The organism is Inhella sp. (assembly GCF_041912635.1).
Taxonomy (GTDB): domain Bacteria; phylum Pseudomonadota; class Gammaproteobacteria; order Burkholderiales; family Burkholderiaceae_C; genus Inhella.
The window spans coordinates 26,089-46,845 of the sequence record NZ_JAYRMO010000008.1 but is presented as its reverse complement, the minus strand read 5'-3'; the positions used below and the strand labels follow the sequence as shown (position 1 = coordinate 46,845).

The window sequence follows — 20,757 nt, the reverse complement described above, 5'->3', positions numbered from 1 at the left end:
CTCGGGCTAATCCGGCTGGTGGCCGGATCAGGGTCCGCCCCGCCAAGAGTGCGCTGGGGCGCTGGGTGACAATCCCGCGCCCCTCTAGAAGACTTGATTGCCAGGAGACTCGGATGATCGTGCTGAAAGGCCCCCAGGACCAATTGCTCGCCGCCCTGCAGTCGGTGGCCGGCATCGTGGAGCGCCGCCACACCCTGCCCATCCTGGCCAACATCCTGATGAAGCGCGTGGGCGACGAGGTGGAGTTCATCTCCTCCGACCTGGAAATCCAGATCCGCACCCGTGCCCCCTTCGCCGGCGATGCCGAGCCCTTCGCCACCACCGTGGGCGCGCGCAAGCTCATCGACATCCTCAAGAGCCTGCCGGCCGACCAGATCTGCAGCCTTTCCAGCAGCCAGAACAAGCTGACCCTGCAAGCGGGCAAGAGCCGCTTCACGCTGCAAACCCTGCCGGCCGAAGACTTCCCGCTGGTGCAGGAAGCCCCTGACTTCGGCCCCGCCTTCGCCGTGCCCCAGGCCACGCTCAAGGCCCTGATCAACCAGGTGCACTTCGCCATGGCGGTGCACGACATCCGCTTCTACCTGAACGGCATCCTGTTCGTGGCCGAGGGCAAGACGCTCACGCTGGTGGCCACCGACGGCCACCGCCTGGCCCTGGCCCAGGCCGAGCTGGAAATCGAGATGCCCAAGCAGGAGGTCATCCTGCCGCGCAAGACCGTGCTGGAGCTGCAACGCCTCTTGAAGGACAGCAGCAAGGACGAGAACGCCGCCATCGAAATGCGCTTCTCCAGCAACCAGGCGCGCTTCGCCTTCAGCGGCATGGAGTTCGTGACCAAGCTGGTCGAGGGCAAGTTCCCCGACTACAACCGCGTCATCCCCAAGGGCCACCGCCACCACCTGGTGCTGGGCCGTCAGCCCCTGCTGGCCGCACTGCAGCGCGCCGCCATCCTGACGAGCGAAAAATTCAAGGCCGTGCGCCTCTCCTTCGCCGACAACCTGCTCACCATCGCCGCCAGCAATGCCGAGCAGGAAGAGGCCAAGGAAGAGATCGAGATCGACTACGGCGGCGACCCGATCGAGACCGGCTTCAACGTCACCTACCTCACCGACGTGCTGGCCAACATGCCGCAGGAAATGGTGGGGCTGGACCTGCACGATTCCGCCAGCTCGGCGCTGTTCTCCATCCCGGAAAGAACCGACTTCAAATACGTCGTGATGCCGATGCGGATCTGACGATCCGCATCGGCATCCTGCCTGCCGTAGGTGGGCACCCCCTGCCCCCGCCGGGCGGGGGTTCTAGCCAGTTTGTTGATTGGGCCGCCTTGCGGCCCTTAGGTACCTGACATGAGCGATCCCAACCTTCCCGATCAAGACGCCACCCCGACCCCGCCGCCGGCCTCCACCGGCCCGCAGCCGGGCTACGGTGCGGACTCGATCCAGATCCTGGAAGGCCTGGAGGCGGTGCGCAAGCGCCCCGGCATGTACATCGGTGACACCAGCGACGGCACCGGCCTGCACCACCTCGTCTTCGAAGTGGTGGACAACTCCATCGACGAAGCCCTGGCCGGCCACTGCGACGACATCACCGTCACCATCCACTCCGACAACTCCATCTCCGTCATCGACAACGGCCGCGGCATCCCCACCGGCGTAAAGATGGACGACAAGCACGAGCCCAAGCGCTCGGCCGCCGAGATCGCCCTGACCGAGCTGCACGCCGGCGGCAAGTTCAACCAGAACAGCTACAAGGTCTCGGGCGGCCTGCACGGCGTGGGCGTGAGCTGCGTGAACGGCCTCAGCAAATGGCTGCGCCTGACCGTGCGCCGCGACGGCAAGGTCCACCAGATCGAGTTCAAGCAGGGCGTGGCGCAAGACCGCCTGATCGAAAAGGTCGATGGCTTCGACACCAGCCCGATGAAGGTGATCGGCGAAACCGACAAGCGCGGCACCGAGGTCCACTTCCTGCCGGACACCGAGATCTTTCAGCAGAACAACGAGTTCCACTACGACATCCTGGCCAAGCGCCTGCGTGAACTCAGCTTCCTGAACAACGGCGTCAAGATCCGCCTCGTCGACGAGCGCAACCAGAAGGAAGACCTGTTCGCCTACGCCGGCGGCGTCAAGGGCTTCGTCGAGTTCATCAACCAGGGCAAGAAGACCCTGCACCCGAACATCTTCCACGCCGTGGGCGAGAAGATGAGCGAGCAGCAGACCAACATCGGCGTGGAAGTGGCCATGCAGTGGAACGACGGCTACAACGAGTCCGTCCTCTGCTTCACCAACAACATCCCGCAGCGCGACGGCGGCACCCACCTGACCGGCCTGCGCGCCGCGATGACCCGCGTCATCAACAAATACATCGACGACAACGAACTGGCCAAGAAGGCCAAGGTCGAAGTCAGCGGCGACGACATGCGCGAAGGCCTGGCCTGCGTGGTCTCCGTGAAAGTGCCCGAGCCCAAGTTCAGCAGCCAGACCAAGGACAAGCTCGTCTCCAGCGAAGTGCGCGCGCCGGTGGAAGACATCGTCGGCCGCCTGCTGAACGACTGGCTGCTGGAGAACCCCACCGACGCCAAGATCGTCTGCGGCAAGATCATCGAAGCCGCCCGCGCCCGCGACGCCGCCCGCAAGGCCCGCGAAATGACCCGCCGCAAGGGCGTGCTGGACGGCTTCGGCCTGCCCGGCAAGCTGGCCGACTGCCAGGAAAAGAACCCCGAGCTCTGCGAGATCTACATCGTGGAGGGTGACTCCGCCGGTGGCTCCGCCAAGCAAGGCCGCGACCGCAAGTTCCAGGCCATCCTGCCGCTGCGCGGCAAGATCCTGAACGTCGAGAAAGCCCGCTACGAAAAGCTGCTCAGCTCGAACGAAATCATCACCCTCATCACGGCTCTCGGCACCGGCATCGGCCGCACCGGCGGCAACGACGATTTCAACCCCGACAAGCTGCGCTACCACCGCATCATCGTCATGACCGACGCGGACGTGGACGGCGCCCACATCCGCACCCTGCTGCTCACCTTCTTCTACCGCCAGATGCCCGAGCTGGTGGAACGCGGCTACATCTACATCGCCCAGCCGCCGCTCTACAAGGTCAAGGTGGGCAAGCACGAGCAGTACCTGAAGGATGGCAACGAGCTCGACGCCTTCCTGCTCAAGGTGGCGCTGCAAGACGCCAGCCTGGACACCGGCAACGGCACCACGCTCAAGGGCGAGACCCTCGACGCGCTGGCCCGCAAGTACGTCACCGCCCAGTCCGTCATCGCCCGCCTAGGCAACTGGATGGACGCCGAGGCCCTGCATGTGCTGGCCGGTGGCCTGGCCATCAACCTGGACACCAAGGACGCCGCCGAAGCCAGCGCCGCCGCCCTCAAGGGCCTGCTGCACGACGCCGAGGTCACCGCCGAGACCGACCCGCGCACCGACAAGTTCTTCCTCAAGATCGCCCGCATGCACCACGGCAATGTGCGCGCCTCCGTCATCCATGCGGACTTCGTGCACGGCGCCGACTACGAAGCCCTGGCCGACGCCGGCACCAGCTTCCAGGGCCTGATCCAGCCCGGCGCCATCGTGCGCAAGGGCGAAGGCGAAAAGGCCAAGGAAAGCAAGGTCGAAGACTTCCGCGCCGCCATGGCCTGGCTGATGCAGCAGGCCGAAAACGCCGTGGGCCGCCAGCGCTACAAGGGCCTGGGCGAAATGAACCCCGAGCAGCTGTGGGAAACCACCATGGACCCCACCGTGCGCCGCCTGCTGCGCGTGCAGATCGAAGACGCCATCGAAGCCGACCGCGTGTTCACCATGCTGATGGGCGACGAGGTGGAGCCGCGGCGGAACTTCATTGAGGCGAATGCGCTGAGGGCGGCGAATATCGACGCGTAAGGTCGTGCGAGTCCGACTGTCCGACCTCACCAGCGCTGCCGCCGTGCAGGCGGCGCTGGATGAATACGAGAAGCTCGGAAAGTCTGCGTTCTTGCAGAAGTACGGATTCAAGGAGGCTCGGTCCTACTTGGTCCGCAACCCAAAGACGCAGGGTGTGGCTGATTCGAAGGCCATCGCTGGCGCAGCGCTGGCCCACCAATATCCAGGGCACGGCGGCCTATCCGCCGCAGAGTTCTCCGGTGGCGCGAACACGGTTCAACGCGCACTCGAACGCCTTGGTTTTGAGGTGATCACAGCCACCAGCGATCGCGTTGCGAACAGCGACTGGTCTGAGGCGGAGGTAGCTGCGACGGTCGCCGATTACCTCGCTATGTTGATGGCCGAGCTGAGCGGTCAAGTTGTCAACAAGAGCGCGCATCGCAGAGCCTTGTTGAGCAAGCTGAATGAGCGCAGCGAGTCAGCTGTCGAATTCAAGCACGCCAATATCAGTGCCGCCATGCTGGAGTTAGGGCTGCCGTACATCAAGGGGTACCAGCCCCGGTCCAACTTTCAACGCGACGCCTTGCTTCGAGAGATCGAGGTTCAGATTTCTCAGCATCCGCGCTTTGACAAGGTGGTCGCGGACGCCGTAGCGCGAGAGGCCATTGAGCTTGAACGCGAGGACTTTGCAGCCGTCAAAGAGCCCGCCCCTGAGCGGCAGTTGGAGGTCCGCGAACCGCTGCCTTGGCGCCAGCCTCGCGCGTTCAAACGCGACTATTTGGAGCGTGAAGCAGCCAACAGCTCACTTGGCCGAGCAGGGGAGGACTTCGTCGTTCGCTTCGAACGCTGGCGCCTTCTGCAACTCGGCCTGGCTCAGCTCGCTGAAAAGGTCGAGCACGTGGCAGTCACAAAGGGGGACGGTCTGGGCTACGACATCCTTTCCTTTGATCTCAGCGGTGAGCGTCGTTACATAGAGGTCAAGACCACCGCTTTTGGGAAGCGCACACCGTTTTTCGTTTCATCGAATGAGGTGGAGTTCGCACGAAGCGAAAGCGATCGATTTCGCCTCTATCGGGTTTTTGACTTCAGGGAGGAGCCGCGCTTCTTTGAACTTGCGGGGCGCATAGAGAGCAATTGCTCGCTGGACCCGCACTCATTCAAAGCCAGCCTGCTCTAAAGCCCTTTGGCGCGCTCCGTCCGACATCGAACCATGAATTGCGCCTTCTGCATGCTCCCCACAGATCGCATCGTTGGCAGCAACGATGACGCGATCTGGATGCGTGATGCGTACCCTGTTTCCCGAGGCCATAGCCTAGTCATCCCTCGACGGCACATCGCTTCGTTCTTCGACACCACCGAAGACGAGCGCCAAGCGCTCCTGGCCCTACTCGACGAAGCGCGCCTCGCAGCCGTTCGGGAGTTCTCGCCAGATGGTTTCAACATTGGCATCAATGACGGCACCGCCGCTGGCCAGACCGTGGCGCATCTGCATATCCATTTGATTCCTCGCTTCTCTGGCGACGTTGCGGACGCTCGTGGCGGTGTTCGTTGGGTCATCCCAGAACGCGCGGATTACTGGTCGGGAGCTTGACTTGAAGAGTGCGATTGAAGTTCTAAACGCTTTCGACACGATCAGACCCGCGCGCGCGGCGGATGGATACAAGCCTCACAAGCCCCTGCTTCTGCTCTTGGCGCTAGGACGTGTGCAACGCGGCGAACCGCGGCTGGTCCCGTTTGTAGACGCTGAGCCCCTGCTCAAAGCGCTACTCAAAGAGTTCGGTCCAACCGACTCTGAAAGCCGCCGGCATCTCCCGTTTTGGCACTTGCACACCGATCAAGACGGGGCCCTGTGGGACTTGAGTGCTCCTGCAGCGCTGCTGAATCGGCCGGCGGGAAACACCCCGACGATAGGGGAGCTTCGCTCCAACCACGTCGCGGGCGGGTTTCACCCGGACATTGATTCCTGTCTGCGGACCACACCCGGCCTTGTCTCTGCATGCGCGCACCGCATCTTGGGGAAGTACTTCCCCAGCACCCTGCATGAAGACATTGCGATGGCAGCCGGCATCGATCTGGAAGAGCCTTCCTGGGTTGGAGAGCCCGTCGTTCAGTACGCGGCGCAGAAACCAGAGAAGCGTCGGCGCAACGCTGAGTTCAGGGAGCGCGTGCTTCGAGCCTATGAGTTCCGGTGCTGTGTATGCGACTTCGACCTTCGCGTTGGTCACGTACCAGCTGGATTGGAGGCGGCGCACATCATGTGGCACACCGCAGGCGGTCCAGACATCGAGCCCAACGGACTCTCGCTTTGCGCGCTGCATCACAAACTGTTCGACCTCGGTGCGTTCACCTTGGAGCCGATGACCCTCAAAGTGCTGTTTAGCGAGCACGCGGTATCAGGCACACGAGGACTCAGCGGTGCCCTTCGGCACCATGGTCAAAGCATTCATCTACCAACACCATTGGAGCTTCGACCCGCGCCTGACTTCCTTGATTGGCATTTGAAGTCCGTGTTCAAGAAGGGAGCCCGTCCCGCCTGAACCAGACTCCGTTCCGTCAAGTGAATTGGCCTTGATGCTCTCGGCAGTACTGCTGCCCGCCAAATCGCCTTGGGTTGTTCCAGCAAAACTTGCCCTCGGGATAGCTGATCTTGATTCCACAAGTGGCACAGATCAATCGCTTGGTTGGCGCATTGGAGACGGGCAAGTCAGCTGGCTGGGCGAACGCCTGCACGGGCGCGGTGGAGCTGACATCAGAACCTGCAGATGCCACGGCGCCAGCTGCAGTTGCCGCCTCTGCCCGCGGAGTCAGCACTTGCGCAGTAGCGCTCTGGCAAGAGGCCTGCGCGGCCTTGGGTCGCATGAAATCCGGAAGGTCGAAAGGGTCTGCTGGTCGGTGCTGCCGCGCGATCTTTTCGCCCCACTCGCGCACGGTCTGGCTTGAACGCAGATTCGCCATTGCGCTAAAGAAGCCCAGCCCGCCAATCGTGCGGTCCACAAATCGTTCGCGCCACTCAGCAAACTGATCCGCCTTGATGACGTTACTGGTATCAAAGCGCTTGGCATCAGGCCGCGAAATGATGGCTTTGGGATGTAGAAGCACCACATGGTGGAAGCGCAATTCCGAACCAATACGCGGAGCGATTTCCAATCGTTCCAGCAATCTGGCCAGCACGCGCTCGTGACGCAAACTTTGCGACAGAGGTGATGGCACGCCGAAGCGTTTACCTCCGTCGTAACTCACCGTGAACTCGCCCTCCTCGTTGATTTGGAGGTGCCCGCCGTAGCACTTGGTCTCAATCAAGAGAAAGTGCCCAGCACGGTTGATCACCAAATGGTCAATCTGCGCCTCGTCCTCGCCCGCTTTGATGCGCAGGTCGTGCAGCACGGCGTGGTTCTCACCATCTCGCAGCAGGCTATCGATGTGGAACGCCGCCTCGCGTTCGCCGTCAATGCCCTTCTTGACCCGCCAATACTCGTCCTTCAGCCATTCGCGCTGGCGCGCATCCAGCACGGGCGAGGCCTGCAGCTCTTCGAGCAGACGCAGGCGTTTGGTCTTGTCATCGGCTGACTTGATCAGCATCGTTTGGTTCTCCCCTTTGACGGGGGCGGATTCTCTCCATAGCTCGGGCCTGTCTCCGCTTCCGATCGAGCAACTGGGATGTCGGCCTGTGAAATGCGACCTTCGCCCTCGCAGTCGCCTTCATGTCAGCCCTCTACCCCACCCGCATCGTCTGCCTAACCGAAGAACCCAACGCCTGTGGATTGCCGAGTCGGAGACTTGGCCTTGATCGTTTCAGCCCACAACCCCGAGAACATCGGACAACTGGTGGAGGTGCTGAGTCCCTCTGACGGCAAGCCGTTTCGGCTACCCAGAGTGGGCTTTCAGTGGCGGGTACGGTGCGCCGGCGGCGTATTCGGCCTGCTGTACGACTACCCTGATGGCCGGGTGGTGACCTTGTGCGAAGGGCCCGTGCCCGATGCTTGCCTGCGCCCCTTGCGCGGCCAGGAAGCGCCGCCCGCGCTGGTTGATTTGGCGGTGGAGGCGCTGAAGGTGATGGAGGGCTTGGAGCAGGCACGTTGAGTGCGTCAGGGCGCGGCCGCTTCTTGGCGTGCGCCACGCCCTGACTGCTCCGCCCAGGCGCTCGCGCTCATCCACCCGCATGGACTTGATGCGCACACACGCTGGCCCGCAGCCTGTGGCCCGAGCGGCGCAGCGCGGGGCCCGGGCGAGCAGGTGGCCGCGCGTAAGCCCATTCAGGGATGCAGGCGCGCCAGCAGCCCGCGCAGGCGCTCGCCCCGCGTAGCGGCCCAGCTGCGTGCGCCCTGCGAGCCCAGGATGGGGTCCAGCGACTGGTGGATGCGCGCCAGCTCCGGCGACCCGAAGTGGTTCTGCAGCGTGCGCATGGGCTCGCCCTGGAAGGCCGGGGCGCCCAAATTCTTGTACTGCAGCAGCCACAAGGCCAGAGCCAGCCAGGCGTCGTCGGGCGGCAGGCCGAGTGCCTGCAGGGCTTGCAGGGCCTGGCCCAGCGCGGTGTGGCGGCGCGGCTCGGGTAGCACATGGGCCATGGCCGGCGCCAGGCCGGCGGCGCCGCCCAGGGCCTGCACCTGGGCCAGCAACAGGTTTTGCACTTCCAACAGGCTGGGCAGGGGCCGAGCCTGTTGGGCGAGCGGCTCGGCCACACCCATGTTGGCGGCCGGCGCGCTCGTGCTGGGGGCGGCGCGGCCCATGCGCCAGACCGAGGGCATGTCGATCTGCGCACGACTGAAGCTCACGACCTCATCTTTCGAGCAGAACAAGGGCACCTGCATCTGCGCCACCCGGTGCAGCTCGGCCAGGGTTTGGGCCTGCTCCTGGGGGCAGCGTTCATGCACCAGCAAGCAGTGGGTTTGCTCGGTGAGCAGCTGGTAGCGCAGCGCCATGGAGGCAGCACGGGCCTCGGGCAAATCAGCAAGGCGGGCGTGCGCGGCGAGGCGGGCTGGCGTGTCGCCGCGGAAGCTCACCATGTCGCGGGGCTGACCGATGAGCTCCTGACCGTCGACGGTGATGCGCACGGCCTGCGGCCACTGGCCCGGTGCAAAGGCGGCCTGCAGCAGCAGGGTCTCGCCGTCAAAGGCGCTGTGCTCGGGCCAGGACTCCCACACAGGCTGGGCGCCTTCGTAGTGCAGTTGCAGATGGCCGGGCACGCGCTGGCGCATGCGCTTGAGCATGCGGGCGGCGGCGCGCTCCAGGTCTTCGCCGGGGGTGGCGAATTCGCACGCGCCGCCGGTGGCGCTTGCCAGCTGGCGCAGGCCGCCTTCCGCCGGGGCCAGGCCCACACCGATGATGAACAGGCGCTGCAGGCGCGCGCGGCTGGCGCGCACCAGAGGGTCGACATCCCAGAGCTGCCCGTCGGTGATCAGCAGCACGTCATGGCCGGCAGTCTTGAACTGCCCAGGCGCCAGGCGCTGCCACAGCGTGTCCAGTGCCGTGGCCAGATCGGTGCCGCCCATGTCGGCCTGCAGCCCGGCCAGTTCGGTGCGCAGAAGGCGGGCTTGCGCATCGTCCGGCGCACTGAGCGGCTGCAGGATGCGCAGGCTGCTGCCAAAGCAGCTGACGCTGAGCTGGTCTTCGGGCCGCAATGCGTCCAGCAGGCCCAGGGCGGCACGGCGCGTGGAAGCAATGGCGGCGCCCTGCATGGAGCCGGAGCAATCCAGCAGCAGCTGCAGTCGCACGGGCTGGTTGATGCCGCGCTCGGGCAGGGTCAGCTGGGCCAGCAGCAGCCCGGGGGTGTCGGGGCTGGCGCTGTCTTGGGCGCGCCATAGCCGGCCTTCGGTGGCGGTGGCGGGCAGCAGCAGCACGAGGTCGCGGTCCAGCAGGGCACCGGGGGCGAGCCAGGCGTGCCCATCGCTGCTGTGCTGCAGCGCATGGGTGGGGGACTGCAGCTGTGCCGCGTTCCAGGGCTCACCGAGGTGGATGCTGAGCGCCAGCGGATAGCGGGCCTGGGCCTGGGTGTGCGGCAGCTGCTGCGGCTGCAAGCCGAGGGCGGCAGGGTCCCCATAGCGCGGCGCGATGGCGCAGGGCAGCACCAGGCGCAGCCGGCCCTGGCTGGGCAGCAGCCACTGCGCCAGGCGCAGCTCGATGCACAGCTCGTCCCCCGGCTGCAGGTTGCCGATGCTGAGGCTGTGCACGCCGTCGGCCAGGGTCTCCAGCATCACGGGGGCGTTGCCGGCGTCGAGTGCCTGCTCGTAGCCGGCCTCGGCCTTGGCGCGGGCCAGCACGCGGGCGGTGCGCCGTTCGCCGTTGAGTTCGGTGGCCAGGCCCATCAGCACCGCCTGCGCGGGCAGCGGAAAGCTGTAGACGACTTCCAAGTTGCGCTCGCTGTCGTTGCGGAAGCGCTGCCGCAGCACCAACTCGGCCAGCGGGCCTTGCAGGTCGAGATGGGCGTGCACGTCCTGCAGCACGGCGGCGCTGCGGCCGTTGTGCTCGCGCAGGTCGAAGCCCGGGTGGGCGTGGGTTTGGGTCATGGGGGTTGCCAAAGATGGGGGTCAGTGGGCGGACGCGGCCTGGGCCAACAGCGCCTGCAGGCGCGGCAGCAGGGCCGGCAGCGCAGCGGGCGGGATGCCGCAGCGCTCCGGCTGCAGGTGCAGTTCCACACCCGGCGCCAGGCTCAGGCGCGTCCAGGCCTCCTGGGCCGGCGCGGGGGCTTGCACGGCCGCGGCGGGCAGGCCCTGGCGCAAGGCGCGCATGGCCTCATGGCTGTGGCCGGCGGCGGCCCAGGCGCGCAGTTGCTGCAGTTGCTCCAGATGCCGCGCCTGGTAATGCGCGCCGCGCTTTTCGCCCTCGGGCCGGTCCACCAGGCCCTCGGCTATGAAGTAGCGGATGGTGCGCCCGCTGTAGCCGCTGAGCTGGGCCAGTTGGTCCAGGCTGAAGCGCTGCTGCGTACTGAGCGCGGGGCGGACAGGCGTGAGTGCGGTGGGGCTCATGGCCCCAGTTTGCGACAGTTTTTTGCGACAGTCAACTGTCGCTAAAAGGTCAACCCAATTCGCCGCGGCGCGCCATCAAGGCGGCAAAGCGTTGCTCAAGTTGCGGGTGCACGGGTCCGAGAGCCGCCACCACGCGCGCAGCCCAATCGAAGTAGGCCTGACGGCGCTCGGCGTCCCATCCTTCGGGAGGGTGCTCCAGCTGGTCGCGCAGGTTGCTGATCTTGTCGGCCAGCTTGACGAGCTTGGCGGCGGGCGAGAGCTGCGGGGCGTGGTCGATCTGGGCCTGCTTGCGCTGATGCTTGAGCAGGTCCTTGTCGTCGGTCACTTCCATGACCACCGCGGCAATGGCGGGGCCGAAGTGGTCGATCAGATCGGCCTCGGTGGTTTCGGTGTCTTCCACGGTGTCGTGCAGCACGGCGGCGCACAGGGGCAGTGGGTCGCTGATGCCGCCCTCCACCGCCAGCACCTGGGCCAGGGCAATGGGGTGGTTGATGTAGGGCGAGGCGTGGGCGTCTTTGCGGCGCTGGTGGCGGTGCTTTTCAGCGGCAAAGGCCACGGCCTGAATAAAGAGTGGCAGGGCGTCGAGCGAGTGCGACATGGGTCCTCCTGGGTGTTGGGGCTGATCATGCGGCACGGCCTGTGTAATTCGGGCCTCAGCCCCTGCACCCATCCCATGCCCTCGCTTTTCCCTGAACGCATCGTCTGCCTCACCGAAGAACCCACCGAGGTCCTCTACGCCCTGGGCGAGCAGCACCGCATCGTGGGCATCTCGGGCTACACGGTGCGGCCGGCCCAGGCGCGGCAGGAGAAGCCGCGCGTGTCGGCCTTCACCAGCGCCAAGATCGACAAGATCCTGGCGCTGCAGCCGGATCTGGCGATTGGGTTTTCGGACATGCAGGCGGACATTGCCAAGGCCTTGATCCAGGCCGGGGTGGAGGTGTGGATCAGCAACCACCGCACGGTCTCTAGCATCCTGGGCTATGTGCGGCGGCTGGGGGCGATGGTGGGTGCGGCAGCGAAGGCGGAGGCCTATGCAGCCGAGCTGGAAGCGCACGTGGAAAGCGTGCGGCAGGCGGCGGCACGCTTGCCGCGGCGGCCCAAGGTGTACTTCGAGGAATGGGACGAGCCCAGCATCAGCGCCATTCGCTGGGTGAGCGAGCTGGTGGGCATTGCGGGTGGGGACGACATCTTTCCCGAGCGGGCGGCGGCCAGCCTGGCGAAGGACCGCATCGTGGCGGACCGGGCGGAGGTGCTGGCGCGGGCGCCGGACCTGATCATCGGTTCGTGGTGCGGCAAGAAGTTCCGCGCCGAGCAGGTGGCGGCGCGGCCGGGCTGGGCCGATGTGCCCGCCGTGCGGGATGGCGAGCTGCACTATGGTGAAGAGCCCACTGATCTTGCAGCCGGGGCCGGCGGCGCTGACAGATGGGCTGGATGCGCTGCACGGCATCGTGAAGCGCTGGACCGAGCGGACAAGACCCTAGCCTGCGCCCCGGATTCAGCCGCGCGCATACGCTTTGCGGCATGAAGAACTCCCCTCTGCGCCTGCGTGCCGCCCTGGCCACGCTCATCACCGCGGCTGCGCTGCCCGGCCCCGCCACGGCCGCGCCCGCGCCGCTGCCCACGCTGGACCTGCCCGCCTACATGGGCCGCTGGCACCAGGTGGCGCTGTACCCGAACCGCTTCCAGGCCCAATGCCTGGACAGCACCACCGCCACCTACACCCTGCGCGATGACGGCGGGGTGCGCGTGCTGAACCGCTGCCGCACGAAGGATGGCTGGGACGAGACCGAAGGCCTGGCGCGGCCGCGCGAGGGGGTGGAGCAGCGCGCCGGCGGCGTGCTGGCGCCGGCCTCGCTGGAGGTGAGCTTTCTGCCGGCGGCGCTGCGCTGGCTGCCGGTGGGCTGGGGCAAGTACGACGTGCGCCAGCTCGGCCCCGGCACGGAGCCGCAGTGGGCGGTGGTGAGCGAACCCACGCAGCAGTACCTGTGGGTGCTGGCGCGCACGCCGCAGCTGAGCAGCGAGCAATGGGCGGATGTGGAGGCCGTGCTGCGCGCGCAGGGTTTTGACTTGGCACGGCTGAAGCGCGAGGCGGCGCCCGCCGCGCCTTGAAAGCGATTGGGCAGGTCAGGGCCCCGGTGGGCTTCAACCCGCTGCTACAGCGGCAACTCCGCCACGCGCTGCAGGCGCAGCAGGTTGTCTGCCGCCACCTGCCGGAAGCTGCTTGAGATGCGCGCATCGGTTGCCGCGGCCGACCAGAAGGCACAGGCCGCCGGCAGCGCCAGCCGCCACGCGCCGGTTTGTGCCGGGCTGGGCAGTGGCGGGGTGAACTCGCGCTGCGGCAGCTCGCCGCCACCCAGCGGGGCGTAGGCCATGGGCAGCATGTCGTAGGCCGGTGCCAGCTCAAACATGGGCCGGCCTTCGTGCCGCTGTGGAACCAGGCCCAGGTTGCCGGCATGCATGTCGCTGTTGGCAATCAGCCGGCCAAACCAGTGCATCCACTCGATGCGCTGCAGGGTCTCGGGGCGGATCCAGCCCGCCTGCCGCAGCGCGTGGCCGGCTTGGGGCCAGTCGCCCCCTTGGCCCAGCAGCGCGGCATCCACCGTCAGCAGGCTGACGACGGGGCTGCGGCCAAAGCGGCCGTGGCGGTCGAAGCGCTCGCTTTCCAAAAAGGTGCGGCCGCCGCCTTGCAGGATGCGCGAGCGCGCCACCATGAGGCCGGGCAGTTGGGCCAGGGCCTGCAGCGCCAGGTGTTCGCAGACCAGCAGGTCGGACCAGCGCTGCACGGTGGCCGAACCGAGATCCGCGCCTGAGTACTTGACGATGCAATGCGGCGTGGCGGCACCTTCCAGATGGCGCTGGGTAATGAACTTTGGGAACTCGCCCGCGGCCGAGGAGCCCGGGATGCCTTCCTGCATCGTGCGGGTGGCCAGTTCGGCGTAGCGGCTGGCCAGCTCGGCCTCGCTTTCGGGCTGGGGTGCGGGGTGCAGCCACTGCGCGCGCGCCAGCTCCAGGGCGGCGTCGCCCAGCACCCAGTGGCCCGGCAGATCGGCCCCAAGGTGGCGCAGTGCCAGCAGCACGGCGTCGTCGCTCCAGCGGGTGGGGTCGGCGTCGAGCTGCAACTCGCGGCCGTGGCGGCGCGCGAACAGGCGGCCCAGGAAGCCCTGGGGCTGCGCGTCCGCCAGCGGGTAGGGCAGGCCCGGCCACCAGCCCTCGCGCTCCTCGCCTGGGCCCAGCGGCCAGGGGGTGGCGGAAAGGTCGAGGTGGCAGCCCTCGGGGCGGAAGGGGATCAGCCGACCCAGCTGCGCCACCGCGCCGCCGGCATCGATGGCGTAGACGGGTTCGTCAAACGGCATGCCGCGCAGGGGCCGACGCAGCGCAAAGCGGCGGCGGCGCGTCTGGCCCGCGGCCAGCAGCTCCGGGCCGAGGGCGTCCAGCTGGCGCTGCAGGGTGCGCAGGGGCAGGCCGGTGCGCTCCGCCAGCTGCTGGCGAGAGGCTGGCGCCTGACGCGCGAGCGCGACTTGCAAGCGATCTGGAGCGGACGGCATGAAGAAATGATTGGCCTGAATATTGGCCCGAATAGTCTCATGCAACCTGCTGTCCTTAAAACGTTTTTTCCACGCAGCGGGGATTGAAAGGCTCGAATGAACCGGAGATTGAGACACTCCATCCGGCCCCAGTGGCGCTGCTCTAGGGCAGCGCTACAGAGTGCATCTGTTCCACTCCCGGCGTGAAGTCCCCCGCCCCCGCCCCACTTTTCCCCCTGCCCCAGCCGCGCCACGCCGCGCGCCTGCCCGCCGGCCTGAAGCCCGAAGACTGGCAACGCATCCGCCAGGCCGCGCACGCGCTGCCCCAGGTGCTGACGCCAGACGATCTGGAAGACGGCAGTGATGAGGCGCTGGAGCGCCTGGGCGCCATCCAGATCGGCAAGGCCGCGGCCGGTGGCCGGCCCAGCCGCTGGATCCTGCCGCAGCACATTGCCGTGGCCCTGGCGCAGCTGGATGCCACGCCGCTCTCCAACACCCTGCGGCCGCAGCTGCAGCAGCGCATGCAGCAGCTGGAATCACTGGGGCTGCAGCGCGAGGGCCTGCTGTTCACGCGCCTGTGCGTGCAGCCGCTCACCCTGGCCCATGAAGGCTGGCGCATCGAGCTGGCGCACCGCGTGCCGGTGGATGAAGCGCCCATCTGGGCCTTCGTGCGCGATGGCGACCTGGCCGCGCTGCGCAAGGCCCTGGGCCAGGCGCCGGCCTACTCCCACCCGGCCGAGCTGACCCTGCACCTGAACCACCTGGTGGCGCGCAGCGAAGCCATGGGCCACCCCAGCCTGCTGCCCTCGCTGCTGCCGCGCCTGCAGGCCGAGTGCAGCGTGCCGATGCCCTTTGCGGACCTGAAGGCGGCGCTGACGCGCGCGCAGGACCGCTGGGAAAACGCCGTCAACGAGCAGGACCGCCTGGCCAGCCTGGGCCGCGAGCTGGCCTTCCGCGGCTACCCGGACAGCTTTGACGTGGCGCGCCAGCTGGGCCGCCGGGTCACGCTCTTCCTGGGGCCGCCGAACAGCGGCAAGACGCATGCGGCGTTTGAACGTCTGGCCCAGGTGCAGAACGGTGCCTATTTGGCCCCGCTGCGCCTGTTGGCGCTGGAAGGGCGCGACCGCCTGGCCGGCCGCGGCGTGCCCTGCTCGCTGCTGACGGGCGAGGAGCGCGTGCCGGCGGAGAACGCGCGCGTGGTCAGCAGCACCATCGAGATGGCGAACACGCGCGAGCCGGTGGACGTGGCGGTGATCGACGAGGCGCAGATGCTGTTCGACGACTCGCGCGGCTGGGCCTGGACGCAGGCGATCTGCGGCGTGCCGGCGCGCGAGCTGATCATCATTGCCTCGGCCTACGCGGCCCCCGCCATCGAGCGCCTGCTGGCGCTGTGCGGCGAGCGCGCCGAGCGGCGCCTCTTTGAGCGCAAGCAGCAGGTGCAGCTGATGCCCGCCCCGGTGCCGATGACGCATCTGCAGCCGGGCGATGCGGTGGTGGCCTTCAGCCGCCGCGACGTGCTGATGCTGCGCGACCAGATTGCCCAGGACGGCCACCGCGTGAGCGTGATCTACGGCGCCTTGCCCCCCGAGGTGCGGCGCCGCGAGGCCGAGCGCTTTGCGGTGGGCGCCAGCGACGTACTGGTGGCCACCGATGCCATCGGCATGGGCCTGAACCTGCCGATCCGCCGCGTGCTGTTCTCCACCTTGGAGAAGTTCGACGGCGTGGGCGACCGCAAGCTCAGCGTGAGCGAGGTGCACCAGATCGCCGGCCGCGCCGGCCGCTACGGACTGCACGACGAAGGCTTCGTGAGCGTGCTCAAGGAGAGCGAGGCCAGCGCCATGAAGATCCTGCGCGAGCTGCTGCCCAAGGAGCCGCGCGCGCCGCGCGACTTCAAGGCCCCGGTGGCGCCGAACTGGGGCCATGTGAGCACCATTGCCGAGCGCATGGACGTGAAGAAGCTCTACGCGGTGCTGAGCATCTTCATGCAGCAGCTGCGCCTGGACGACGCCCACTTCGCCGTGGCCGAGCTGGAGCAGATGCTGGAGCTGGCCGAGATGCTGGACCGCCACGCCGCGGGCTTGAGCCTGCAGGAGCGCTTCCGCTACGCGCAGGCACCGGTGGATTCACGCCTGCCGCAGCTGCTGGAGCAGTTCCAGGGCTGGGCCGAACGCCACGCCCGCACCGGCCAGGCCGGCGCGCCGGAGTTTCTGGACGACGTGGACCAGCACGCCCGCCTGGACCGCATGGAGCAGGCGCTGCGCATGTGCACGCTGTGGCTCTGGCTGGACCTGCGCTTCCCCGGCGTGTACGGCCATGTGGACGAGGTACTGGACCTGCGCGGGCGGCTGAACGACGGGATTGAGCGGCAGCTCAAGGGCAAGCGGCCGCTGTGGCAGCGGCGCGGCCGTTGACCCTTTCTGCCCCGCTCAGCCTCGGTTGAGCAGCGCGTCGAGCGCGCGCTCGAACGCGCCCACGGTGCGGTCGATGTGCTGCAGCTTGTCCAGCCCGAACAGGCCGATGCGGAAGCTGCGGAAGTCGGCGCCTTCGTCGCAGGCCAGCGGCACGCCGGCGGCAATCTGCAGGCCCTGCCCAGCCCAGGCCTGGGTGTTCTGCCAATCGGCGTGCGGGGTGTAGCTCACCACCACGCAAGGGGCCTGAAAGCCCGGTGCGGCCACGCTGGGAATGCCGCGCGCCTCCAGCAGGCCGCGCACCCGGCGGCCCAGCTCTTCCTGGGCGGCCTTGGCATTGGCAAAGCCAAAGGCCCGCGTCTCGGCCACGGCGTCGCGCAGCTGCGCCAGCCCGTCGGTCGGGTAGGTGGCGTGGTAGGCCATCTGGCCCTGCTCGTGCGCGGCCATGATGGCGGCCCACTTCTTGAGGTCCAGCGCAAAGCTGCTGCTGGTGGTCTCGGCCAGGCGCGCCACGGCGCGGGGCGAAAGCATCACCAGCCCGGCGCAGGGGGTGCTGCTCCAGCCCTTTTGCGGCGCGCTGATCAGCACGTCCACGCCGGTCTGGGCCATGTCCACCCACATCGCGCCGGAGGCCACGCAGTCCAGCACGAACAGGCCGTCGTGGGCGTGCACGGCGTCGGCGATGGCCTTCAGGTGGTCGTCGGGCAGCAGCAGGCCGGCGGAGGTTTCAACATGGGGCGCGAACACCACGGCCGGACGGGTCTGGCGGATGGTGCTGACGATTTCGTCCAGCGGCGCCGGTGCGAAGGGCGCAGTGGCACCGGGCTGCAGCCGGCGCGCCTTGAGCACGGTCGACGACGAAGCGACGCCGGCCATTTCGAAGATCTGCGTCCAGCGGTAGCTGAACCAGCCGTTGCGCACGATCAGCACGTCCTGCCCGCCGGCGAACTGGCGCGCCACCGCTTCCATGCCGTAGCTGCCGCCGCCGGGCACCACCACCGCCGCGGCGGCGTTGTAGACCTCCTTCAGCCCGGCCGAGAGGTCTTGCATGACCTTGGCAAAGCGCTGGGAGAGGTGGTTCAGCGAGCGGTCGGTGTAGACGACCGAGTATTCGAGCAAGCCGTCGGGGTCGATATGGGGCAGCAGGCCAGGCATGGGGTTCCGCCTTCGTGAAGGTTCTGGGGGCGCCCGAGTGTAGGAAGGCACCGGCGCCGCCGCTTCACGCACCGAGAAGGCAAGCCCCACCGCTGACGGATCCGCGCGGGGGTGTGCGTTTTGACAATCCCGGCCATGAACGCGCTCCCCACCACCCCGCTGGCCGGCCTGAAGGTTGTCGAAATGGGCCAGCTCATCGCCGGCCCCTTCGTCGGCAAGACCCTGGGCGACTTCGGCGCCGAGGTCATCAAGATCGAAGCGCCCGAGGGCGGCGACCCGCTGCGCGGCTGGCGCCTGCAGCAGGACGGGACCTCGGTGTGGTGGCAGGTGCAGTCGCGCAACAAGCGCTCGCTGGCGCTGGACCTGCGCGCCCCCGAGGGCCAGGAGATTGCCCGGCGCCTGATTGCCGAGGCCGATGTGCTGGTGGAGAACTTCCGCCCCGGCACGCTGGAGGGCTGGGGCCTGGGCTGGGAGGCGCTTTCAGCGCTGAACCCCCGGCTGGTGATGCTGCGCATCTCCGGCTACGGCCAGAGCGGGCCGTACAAGGACCGGCCCGGCTTCGGGATGGTCGGCGAGGCCATGGGCGGCCTGCGCCACCTGACCGGCGAGCCGGGCCGGGTGCCGGTGCGCTGCGGGGTGTCGATCGGCGACACGCTGGCGGCGCTGCACGGCGTCATCGGGGTGCTGATGGCGCTGTACCACCACAAGGTGCACGGCGGGCCGGGCCAGGTGATCGACGTGGCCTTGCACGAGGCCGTCTTCAACTGCATGGAGAGCCTGTTGCCCGAATACAGCGCCGCCGGCCTGGTGCGCGAACCCGGGGGCTCCGCCCTGCCCGGCATTGCCCCCAGCAACGCCTACCGCTGTCAGGACGGCGTGGTGCTGGTGGCGGGCAATGGCGATTCGATCTTCAAGCGCCTGATGGCGGCGATCGGCCGGGCCGACCTGGGCCAGGACCCGGAGCTCGCGCACAACAGCGGCCGCGTGGCGCGGGTGGCGGAGATCGACGGCGCGATCGAGGCGTGGACGAGCCCGCGCCGCGTGGACGAGGTGCTTGAGATCCTGACCGCGGCCAACGTGCCGGTGGGCAAGGTCTACACGGCGGCAGACATTGCCGCCGACCCGCACTACCAAGCGCGCGGCATGCTGCTGCAGCAGACCACGCGCGCCGGCCGCACGCTCACGGTGCCGGGCATCGTGCCCAAGCTGTTGGGCACACCCGGCGCACTGCGCCGCCCCGCGCCCGGGCTGGGCGAGCACGGCGAGACCGTGCTGGCCGAGCTGGGGCTGACGCCGGAGCAGATCGCCGCGCTGCGGGCGCGCGGCGTGCTGGCTTAGGAGGCTGTCGGGCTGAGGGCGTGCCCCAGCGCCGCCTCCAGCGCCGGGTCCAGCCCGTACACATCCTCGAAGAAGCAGACCTCGCCTCCGCGCACCAGCGCGGTGCCGTAGGTGATCAGCACCGGCAGCGGCTCCGCCACGGCCACGGCCTGGGGGCGCGGGTCGGCCAGGGCGGCGCGCACGGCGGCCAGGTTCCAGCCCGGCTGGCCCCGCAGCACGAAGGCGGCCAGCGCGGCCGGGTCTTCGACACGGATGCAGCCGTGGCTGAGGTCGCGCCGGCTGCGCGCGAACAGGCCGGTGGCGGGGGTGTGGTGCAGGTAGACGGACTCGCGGTTCGGGAACACGAACTTGATGGCGCCCAGCGCATTGCGCGGCCCCGGGCGCTGGCGGATGCGCAGGCGGCCGCGCAGCACCTCGGCCAGGCGGGCCTCGCTCAGCTCGGCCTCCACGCCGGCGGGGCCGACGAACTCGTAGCCCTCGCGCGCCCATTGCGCGGGGTCGCGGCGCAGCTCGGGCACGAGCTCGTCGCGCGCAATCTTGTAGGGCACGTTCCAAAAGGGCTGGAACTCGATGCGACGCAGGCTTTCCAGCATGAGGGGCGTGCGGCGGTCCAGCGCCTGGCCGACGATGACGCGCATCTCCGCCCGCAGCGCCAGGCCCTCGCCCTGCAGCTCGTAGGCGCGCAGCCGGTACTCGGGCAGGTTGATGACGAGCATGCGCGGCGCGGCACGCAGCGGCGTCCAACGCAGGCGCTCCAGCGCCAGCACCAGCTGGCGGGTGCGGCGCGCGGGCGGCACCTCCAGCGCCGCGCGGGTGGCGCGGCCCAGCACGCCGTCCGGCTCCAGGCCATGGCGGGCCTGGAAGCGGCGCAGCGCGGCGAGCACATCACCCTCCAGGCGCTCGGGCGCCGCAGCCGCAGGCGCCAGATCGCCCAGCGCTAGCAGGCGGGCGCTCAGCAGGGGCAGGCCGTCCCAGGCCTGGCCGGGCTCCAGGCGCTGGCGCGCGGGCAGGGCCGGCAGGCTCTGCGCCCAGGCGGGGTGCTCGGCCAGCGCGCGGTACTGCGCCAGGGCCTGGCGCAGGCGCTGGTACTGCGGCAGCGCGGGCGCGGCGGCGCGCTCCGCAGCGGCCAGATCCTGCAGGGCCAACGCGGCCTGCAGGGCGGCGGCGGGGTCGAAGGGCTCGCGCGGCGCGCCAAATCCCAGGCCCAGCGCGGCCGGGTCCACGCGCCCCAGGCGCAAATGCCGCAGATAGCGCAGCAGGGCGGCCTGCAGGGTCTCGGCCAGCGCGGCGCGGGCGGTTTCATCGGGTGCCGCCAGCCAGGCATCGGCCAGGGCCGGCAGGCCGTAGTCGGCCGGGTTCAGGCCGTGGCTGTCGGCCTGGTTCAGCAGGGCCAGCGCCTGCTCGGCCAGGGGGCTGGGGCGGTCGTCCCGCCACCAGGGGCTGGCGGCCGCACCCAGCGGCAGCAGCGCCAGGGTGCACAGAGAGCGGCGACGGTTCATGGTCGGTATGTTGCCGA

At 68.4% G+C, this 20,757-nt stretch carries 16 protein-coding genes and 1 pseudogene; 10 read left to right on the top strand and 7 right to left on the bottom strand.

What is annotated here, in order from left to right; all coding sequences use genetic code 11:
* The first annotated feature begins 113 nt into the window (after window positions 1-113).
* From dnaN to ACE3QP_RS06425, 5 genes are all read left to right on the top strand, one after another.
* Entirely contained in the window at window positions 114-1,232 is a 1,119-nt protein-coding gene (gene dnaN, locus ACE3QP_RS06445) for a DNA polymerase III subunit beta (RefSeq protein ID WP_374434550.1), read from the top strand.
* A gap of 111 nt (window positions 1,233-1,343) precedes the next feature.
* The gene (gene gyrB, locus ACE3QP_RS06440) at window positions 1,344-3,875 is read left to right on the top strand and encodes a DNA topoisomerase (ATP-hydrolyzing) subunit B (protein ID WP_374434549.1); all 2,532 of its coding nucleotides are present in this window, start codon (window positions 1,344-1,346) and stop codon (window positions 3,873-3,875) included.
* Between the two features lie 4 nt (window positions 3,876-3,879).
* Window positions 3,880-5,031, top strand: coding sequence for a DUF3883 domain-containing protein (locus ACE3QP_RS06435; protein ID WP_374434547.1), 1,152 nt, complete (start codon window positions 3,880-3,882; stop codon window positions 5,029-5,031).
* A 33-nt stretch (window positions 5,032-5,064) separates the two neighbouring features.
* Entirely contained in the window at window positions 5,065-5,445 is a 381-nt protein-coding gene (locus tag ACE3QP_RS06430; protein ID WP_374434545.1) for an HIT family protein, read from the top strand.
* Between the two features lies 1 nt (window position 5,446).
* Complete coding sequence (locus ACE3QP_RS06425; RefSeq protein WP_374434543.1) at window positions 5,447-6,391, top strand: phosphorothioated DNA-binding restriction endonuclease; 945 nt, start codon at window positions 5,447-5,449, stop codon at window positions 6,389-6,391.
* Window positions 6,392-6,407: 16 nt separating this feature from the next.
* Here ACE3QP_RS06425 and ACE3QP_RS06420 read toward each other — a convergent pair whose 3' ends face one another.
* On the bottom strand, window positions 6,408-7,433 hold the full coding sequence (locus ACE3QP_RS06420; protein WP_374434541.1) for a nuclease-related domain-containing protein: 1,026 nt from the start codon (window positions 7,431-7,433) through the stop codon (window positions 6,408-6,410).
* A gap of 198 nt (window positions 7,434-7,631) precedes the next feature.
* Between ACE3QP_RS06420 and ACE3QP_RS06415 the strand changes: the two genes are divergently transcribed.
* Complete coding sequence (locus ACE3QP_RS06415; RefSeq protein WP_374434539.1) at window positions 7,632-7,934, top strand: hypothetical protein; 303 nt, start codon at window positions 7,632-7,634, stop codon at window positions 7,932-7,934.
* 173 nt (window positions 7,935-8,107) lie between these two features.
* Here ACE3QP_RS06415 and ACE3QP_RS06410 read toward each other — a convergent pair whose 3' ends face one another.
* From ACE3QP_RS06410 to ACE3QP_RS06400, 3 genes are read right to left on the bottom strand one after another with little or no spacing between them, the layout of a single operon-like run.
* Entirely contained in the window at window positions 8,108-10,357 is a 2,250-nt protein-coding gene (locus ACE3QP_RS06410; protein WP_374434537.1) for a VIT domain-containing protein, read from the bottom strand.
* A gap of 21 nt (window positions 10,358-10,378) precedes the next feature.
* Window positions 10,379-10,816 carry a MerR family transcriptional regulator gene (locus ACE3QP_RS06405; protein ID WP_374434535.1) on the bottom strand — a complete coding sequence of 146 codons (438 nt, stop codon included), beginning with the start codon at window positions 10,814-10,816 and terminating at the stop codon, window positions 10,379-10,381.
* 49 nt (window positions 10,817-10,865) lie between these two features.
* A complete protein-coding gene (locus ACE3QP_RS06400) occupies window positions 10,866-11,414 on the bottom strand; it encodes an HD domain-containing protein (protein ID WP_374434533.1) in 549 nt (182 codons plus the stop codon).
* Between the two features lie 75 nt (window positions 11,415-11,489).
* Between ACE3QP_RS06400 and ACE3QP_RS06395 the strand changes: the two are divergent.
* A pseudogene (locus ACE3QP_RS06395) lies at window positions 11,490-12,297 on the top strand (helical backbone metal receptor).
* A 40-nt stretch (window positions 12,298-12,337) separates the two neighbouring features.
* Window positions 12,338-12,925, top strand: coding sequence for a lipocalin family protein (locus tag ACE3QP_RS06390; protein WP_374434531.1), 588 nt, complete (start codon window positions 12,338-12,340; stop codon window positions 12,923-12,925).
* Between the two features lie 44 nt (window positions 12,926-12,969).
* Here the strand turns inward: ACE3QP_RS06390 and yjjJ are convergent, their stop codons facing one another.
* Window positions 12,970-14,340 carry a type II toxin-antitoxin system HipA family toxin YjjJ gene (gene yjjJ / locus ACE3QP_RS06385; RefSeq protein WP_374434529.1) on the bottom strand — a complete coding sequence of 457 codons (1,371 nt, stop codon included), beginning with the start codon at window positions 14,338-14,340 and terminating at the stop codon, window positions 12,970-12,972.
* Window positions 14,341-14,543: 203 nt separating this feature from the next.
* Between yjjJ and ACE3QP_RS06380 the strand changes: the two genes are divergently transcribed.
* Window positions 14,544-16,751: a helicase-related protein gene (locus ACE3QP_RS06380; protein ID WP_374434527.1), complete on the top strand. Its 2,208-nt coding sequence runs from the start codon at window positions 14,544-14,546 to the stop codon at window positions 16,749-16,751.
* 15 nt (window positions 16,752-16,766) lie between these two features.
* Here the strand turns inward: ACE3QP_RS06380 and ACE3QP_RS06375 are convergent, their stop codons facing one another.
* The gene (locus tag ACE3QP_RS06375) at window positions 16,767-17,903 is read right to left on the bottom strand and encodes an aminotransferase class V-fold PLP-dependent enzyme (protein ID WP_374434525.1); all 1,137 of its coding nucleotides are present in this window, start codon (window positions 17,901-17,903) and stop codon (window positions 16,767-16,769) included.
* Between the two features lie 135 nt (window positions 17,904-18,038).
* Here ACE3QP_RS06375 and ACE3QP_RS06370 point away from each other — a divergent pair, with 135 nt between their 5' ends.
* On the top strand, window positions 18,039-19,241 hold the full coding sequence (locus ACE3QP_RS06370; RefSeq protein ID WP_374434524.1) for a CaiB/BaiF CoA transferase family protein: 1,203 nt from the start codon (window positions 18,039-18,041) through the stop codon (window positions 19,239-19,241).
* On the opposite strand, the gene ACE3QP_RS06365 is transcribed toward ACE3QP_RS06370, so the two are convergent.
* The gene (locus ACE3QP_RS06365; protein ID WP_374434522.1) at window positions 19,238-20,740 is read right to left on the bottom strand and encodes a murein L,D-transpeptidase; all 1,503 of its coding nucleotides are present in this window, start codon (window positions 20,738-20,740) and stop codon (window positions 19,238-19,240) included. The two genes, ACE3QP_RS06370 and ACE3QP_RS06365, sit on opposite strands and share 4 nt — an antisense overlap.
* Between the last annotated feature and the right edge of the window lie 17 nt (window positions 20,741-20,757).

Coding starts and splice junctions, on each gene's coding strand:
- dnaN (WP_374434550.1), top strand. CDS start 114: ATGATCGTGCTGAAAGGCCCCCAGGACCAATTGCTCGCCGCCCTGCAG.
- gyrB (WP_374434549.1), top strand. CDS start 1,344: ATGAGCGATCCCAACCTTCCCGATCAAGACGCCACCCCGACCCCGCCG.
- ACE3QP_RS06430 (WP_374434545.1), top strand. CDS start 5,065: ATGAATTGCGCCTTCTGCATGCTCCCCACAGATCGCATCGTTGGCAGC.
- ACE3QP_RS06420 (WP_374434541.1), bottom strand. CDS start 7,433: ATGCTGATCAAGTCAGCCGATGACAAGACCAAACGCCTGCGTCTGCTC.
- ACE3QP_RS06410 (WP_374434537.1), bottom strand. CDS start 10,357: ATGACCCAAACCCACGCCCACCCGGGCTTCGACCTGCGCGAGCACAAC.
- ACE3QP_RS06405 (WP_374434535.1), bottom strand. CDS start 10,816: ATGAGCCCCACCGCACTCACGCCTGTCCGCCCCGCGCTCAGTACGCAG.
- ACE3QP_RS06400 (WP_374434533.1), bottom strand. CDS start 11,414: ATGTCGCACTCGCTCGACGCCCTGCCACTCTTTATTCAGGCCGTGGCC.
- ACE3QP_RS06390 (WP_374434531.1), top strand. CDS start 12,338: ATGAAGAACTCCCCTCTGCGCCTGCGTGCCGCCCTGGCCACGCTCATC.
- ACE3QP_RS06375 (WP_374434525.1), bottom strand. CDS start 17,903: ATGCCTGGCCTGCTGCCCCATATCGACCCCGACGGCTTGCTCGAATAC.
- ACE3QP_RS06370 (WP_374434524.1), top strand. CDS start 18,039: ATGAACGCGCTCCCCACCACCCCGCTGGCCGGCCTGAAGGTTGTCGAA.
- ACE3QP_RS06365 (WP_374434522.1), bottom strand. CDS start 20,740: ATGAACCGTCGCCGCTCTCTGTGCACCCTGGCGCTGCTGCCGCTGGGT.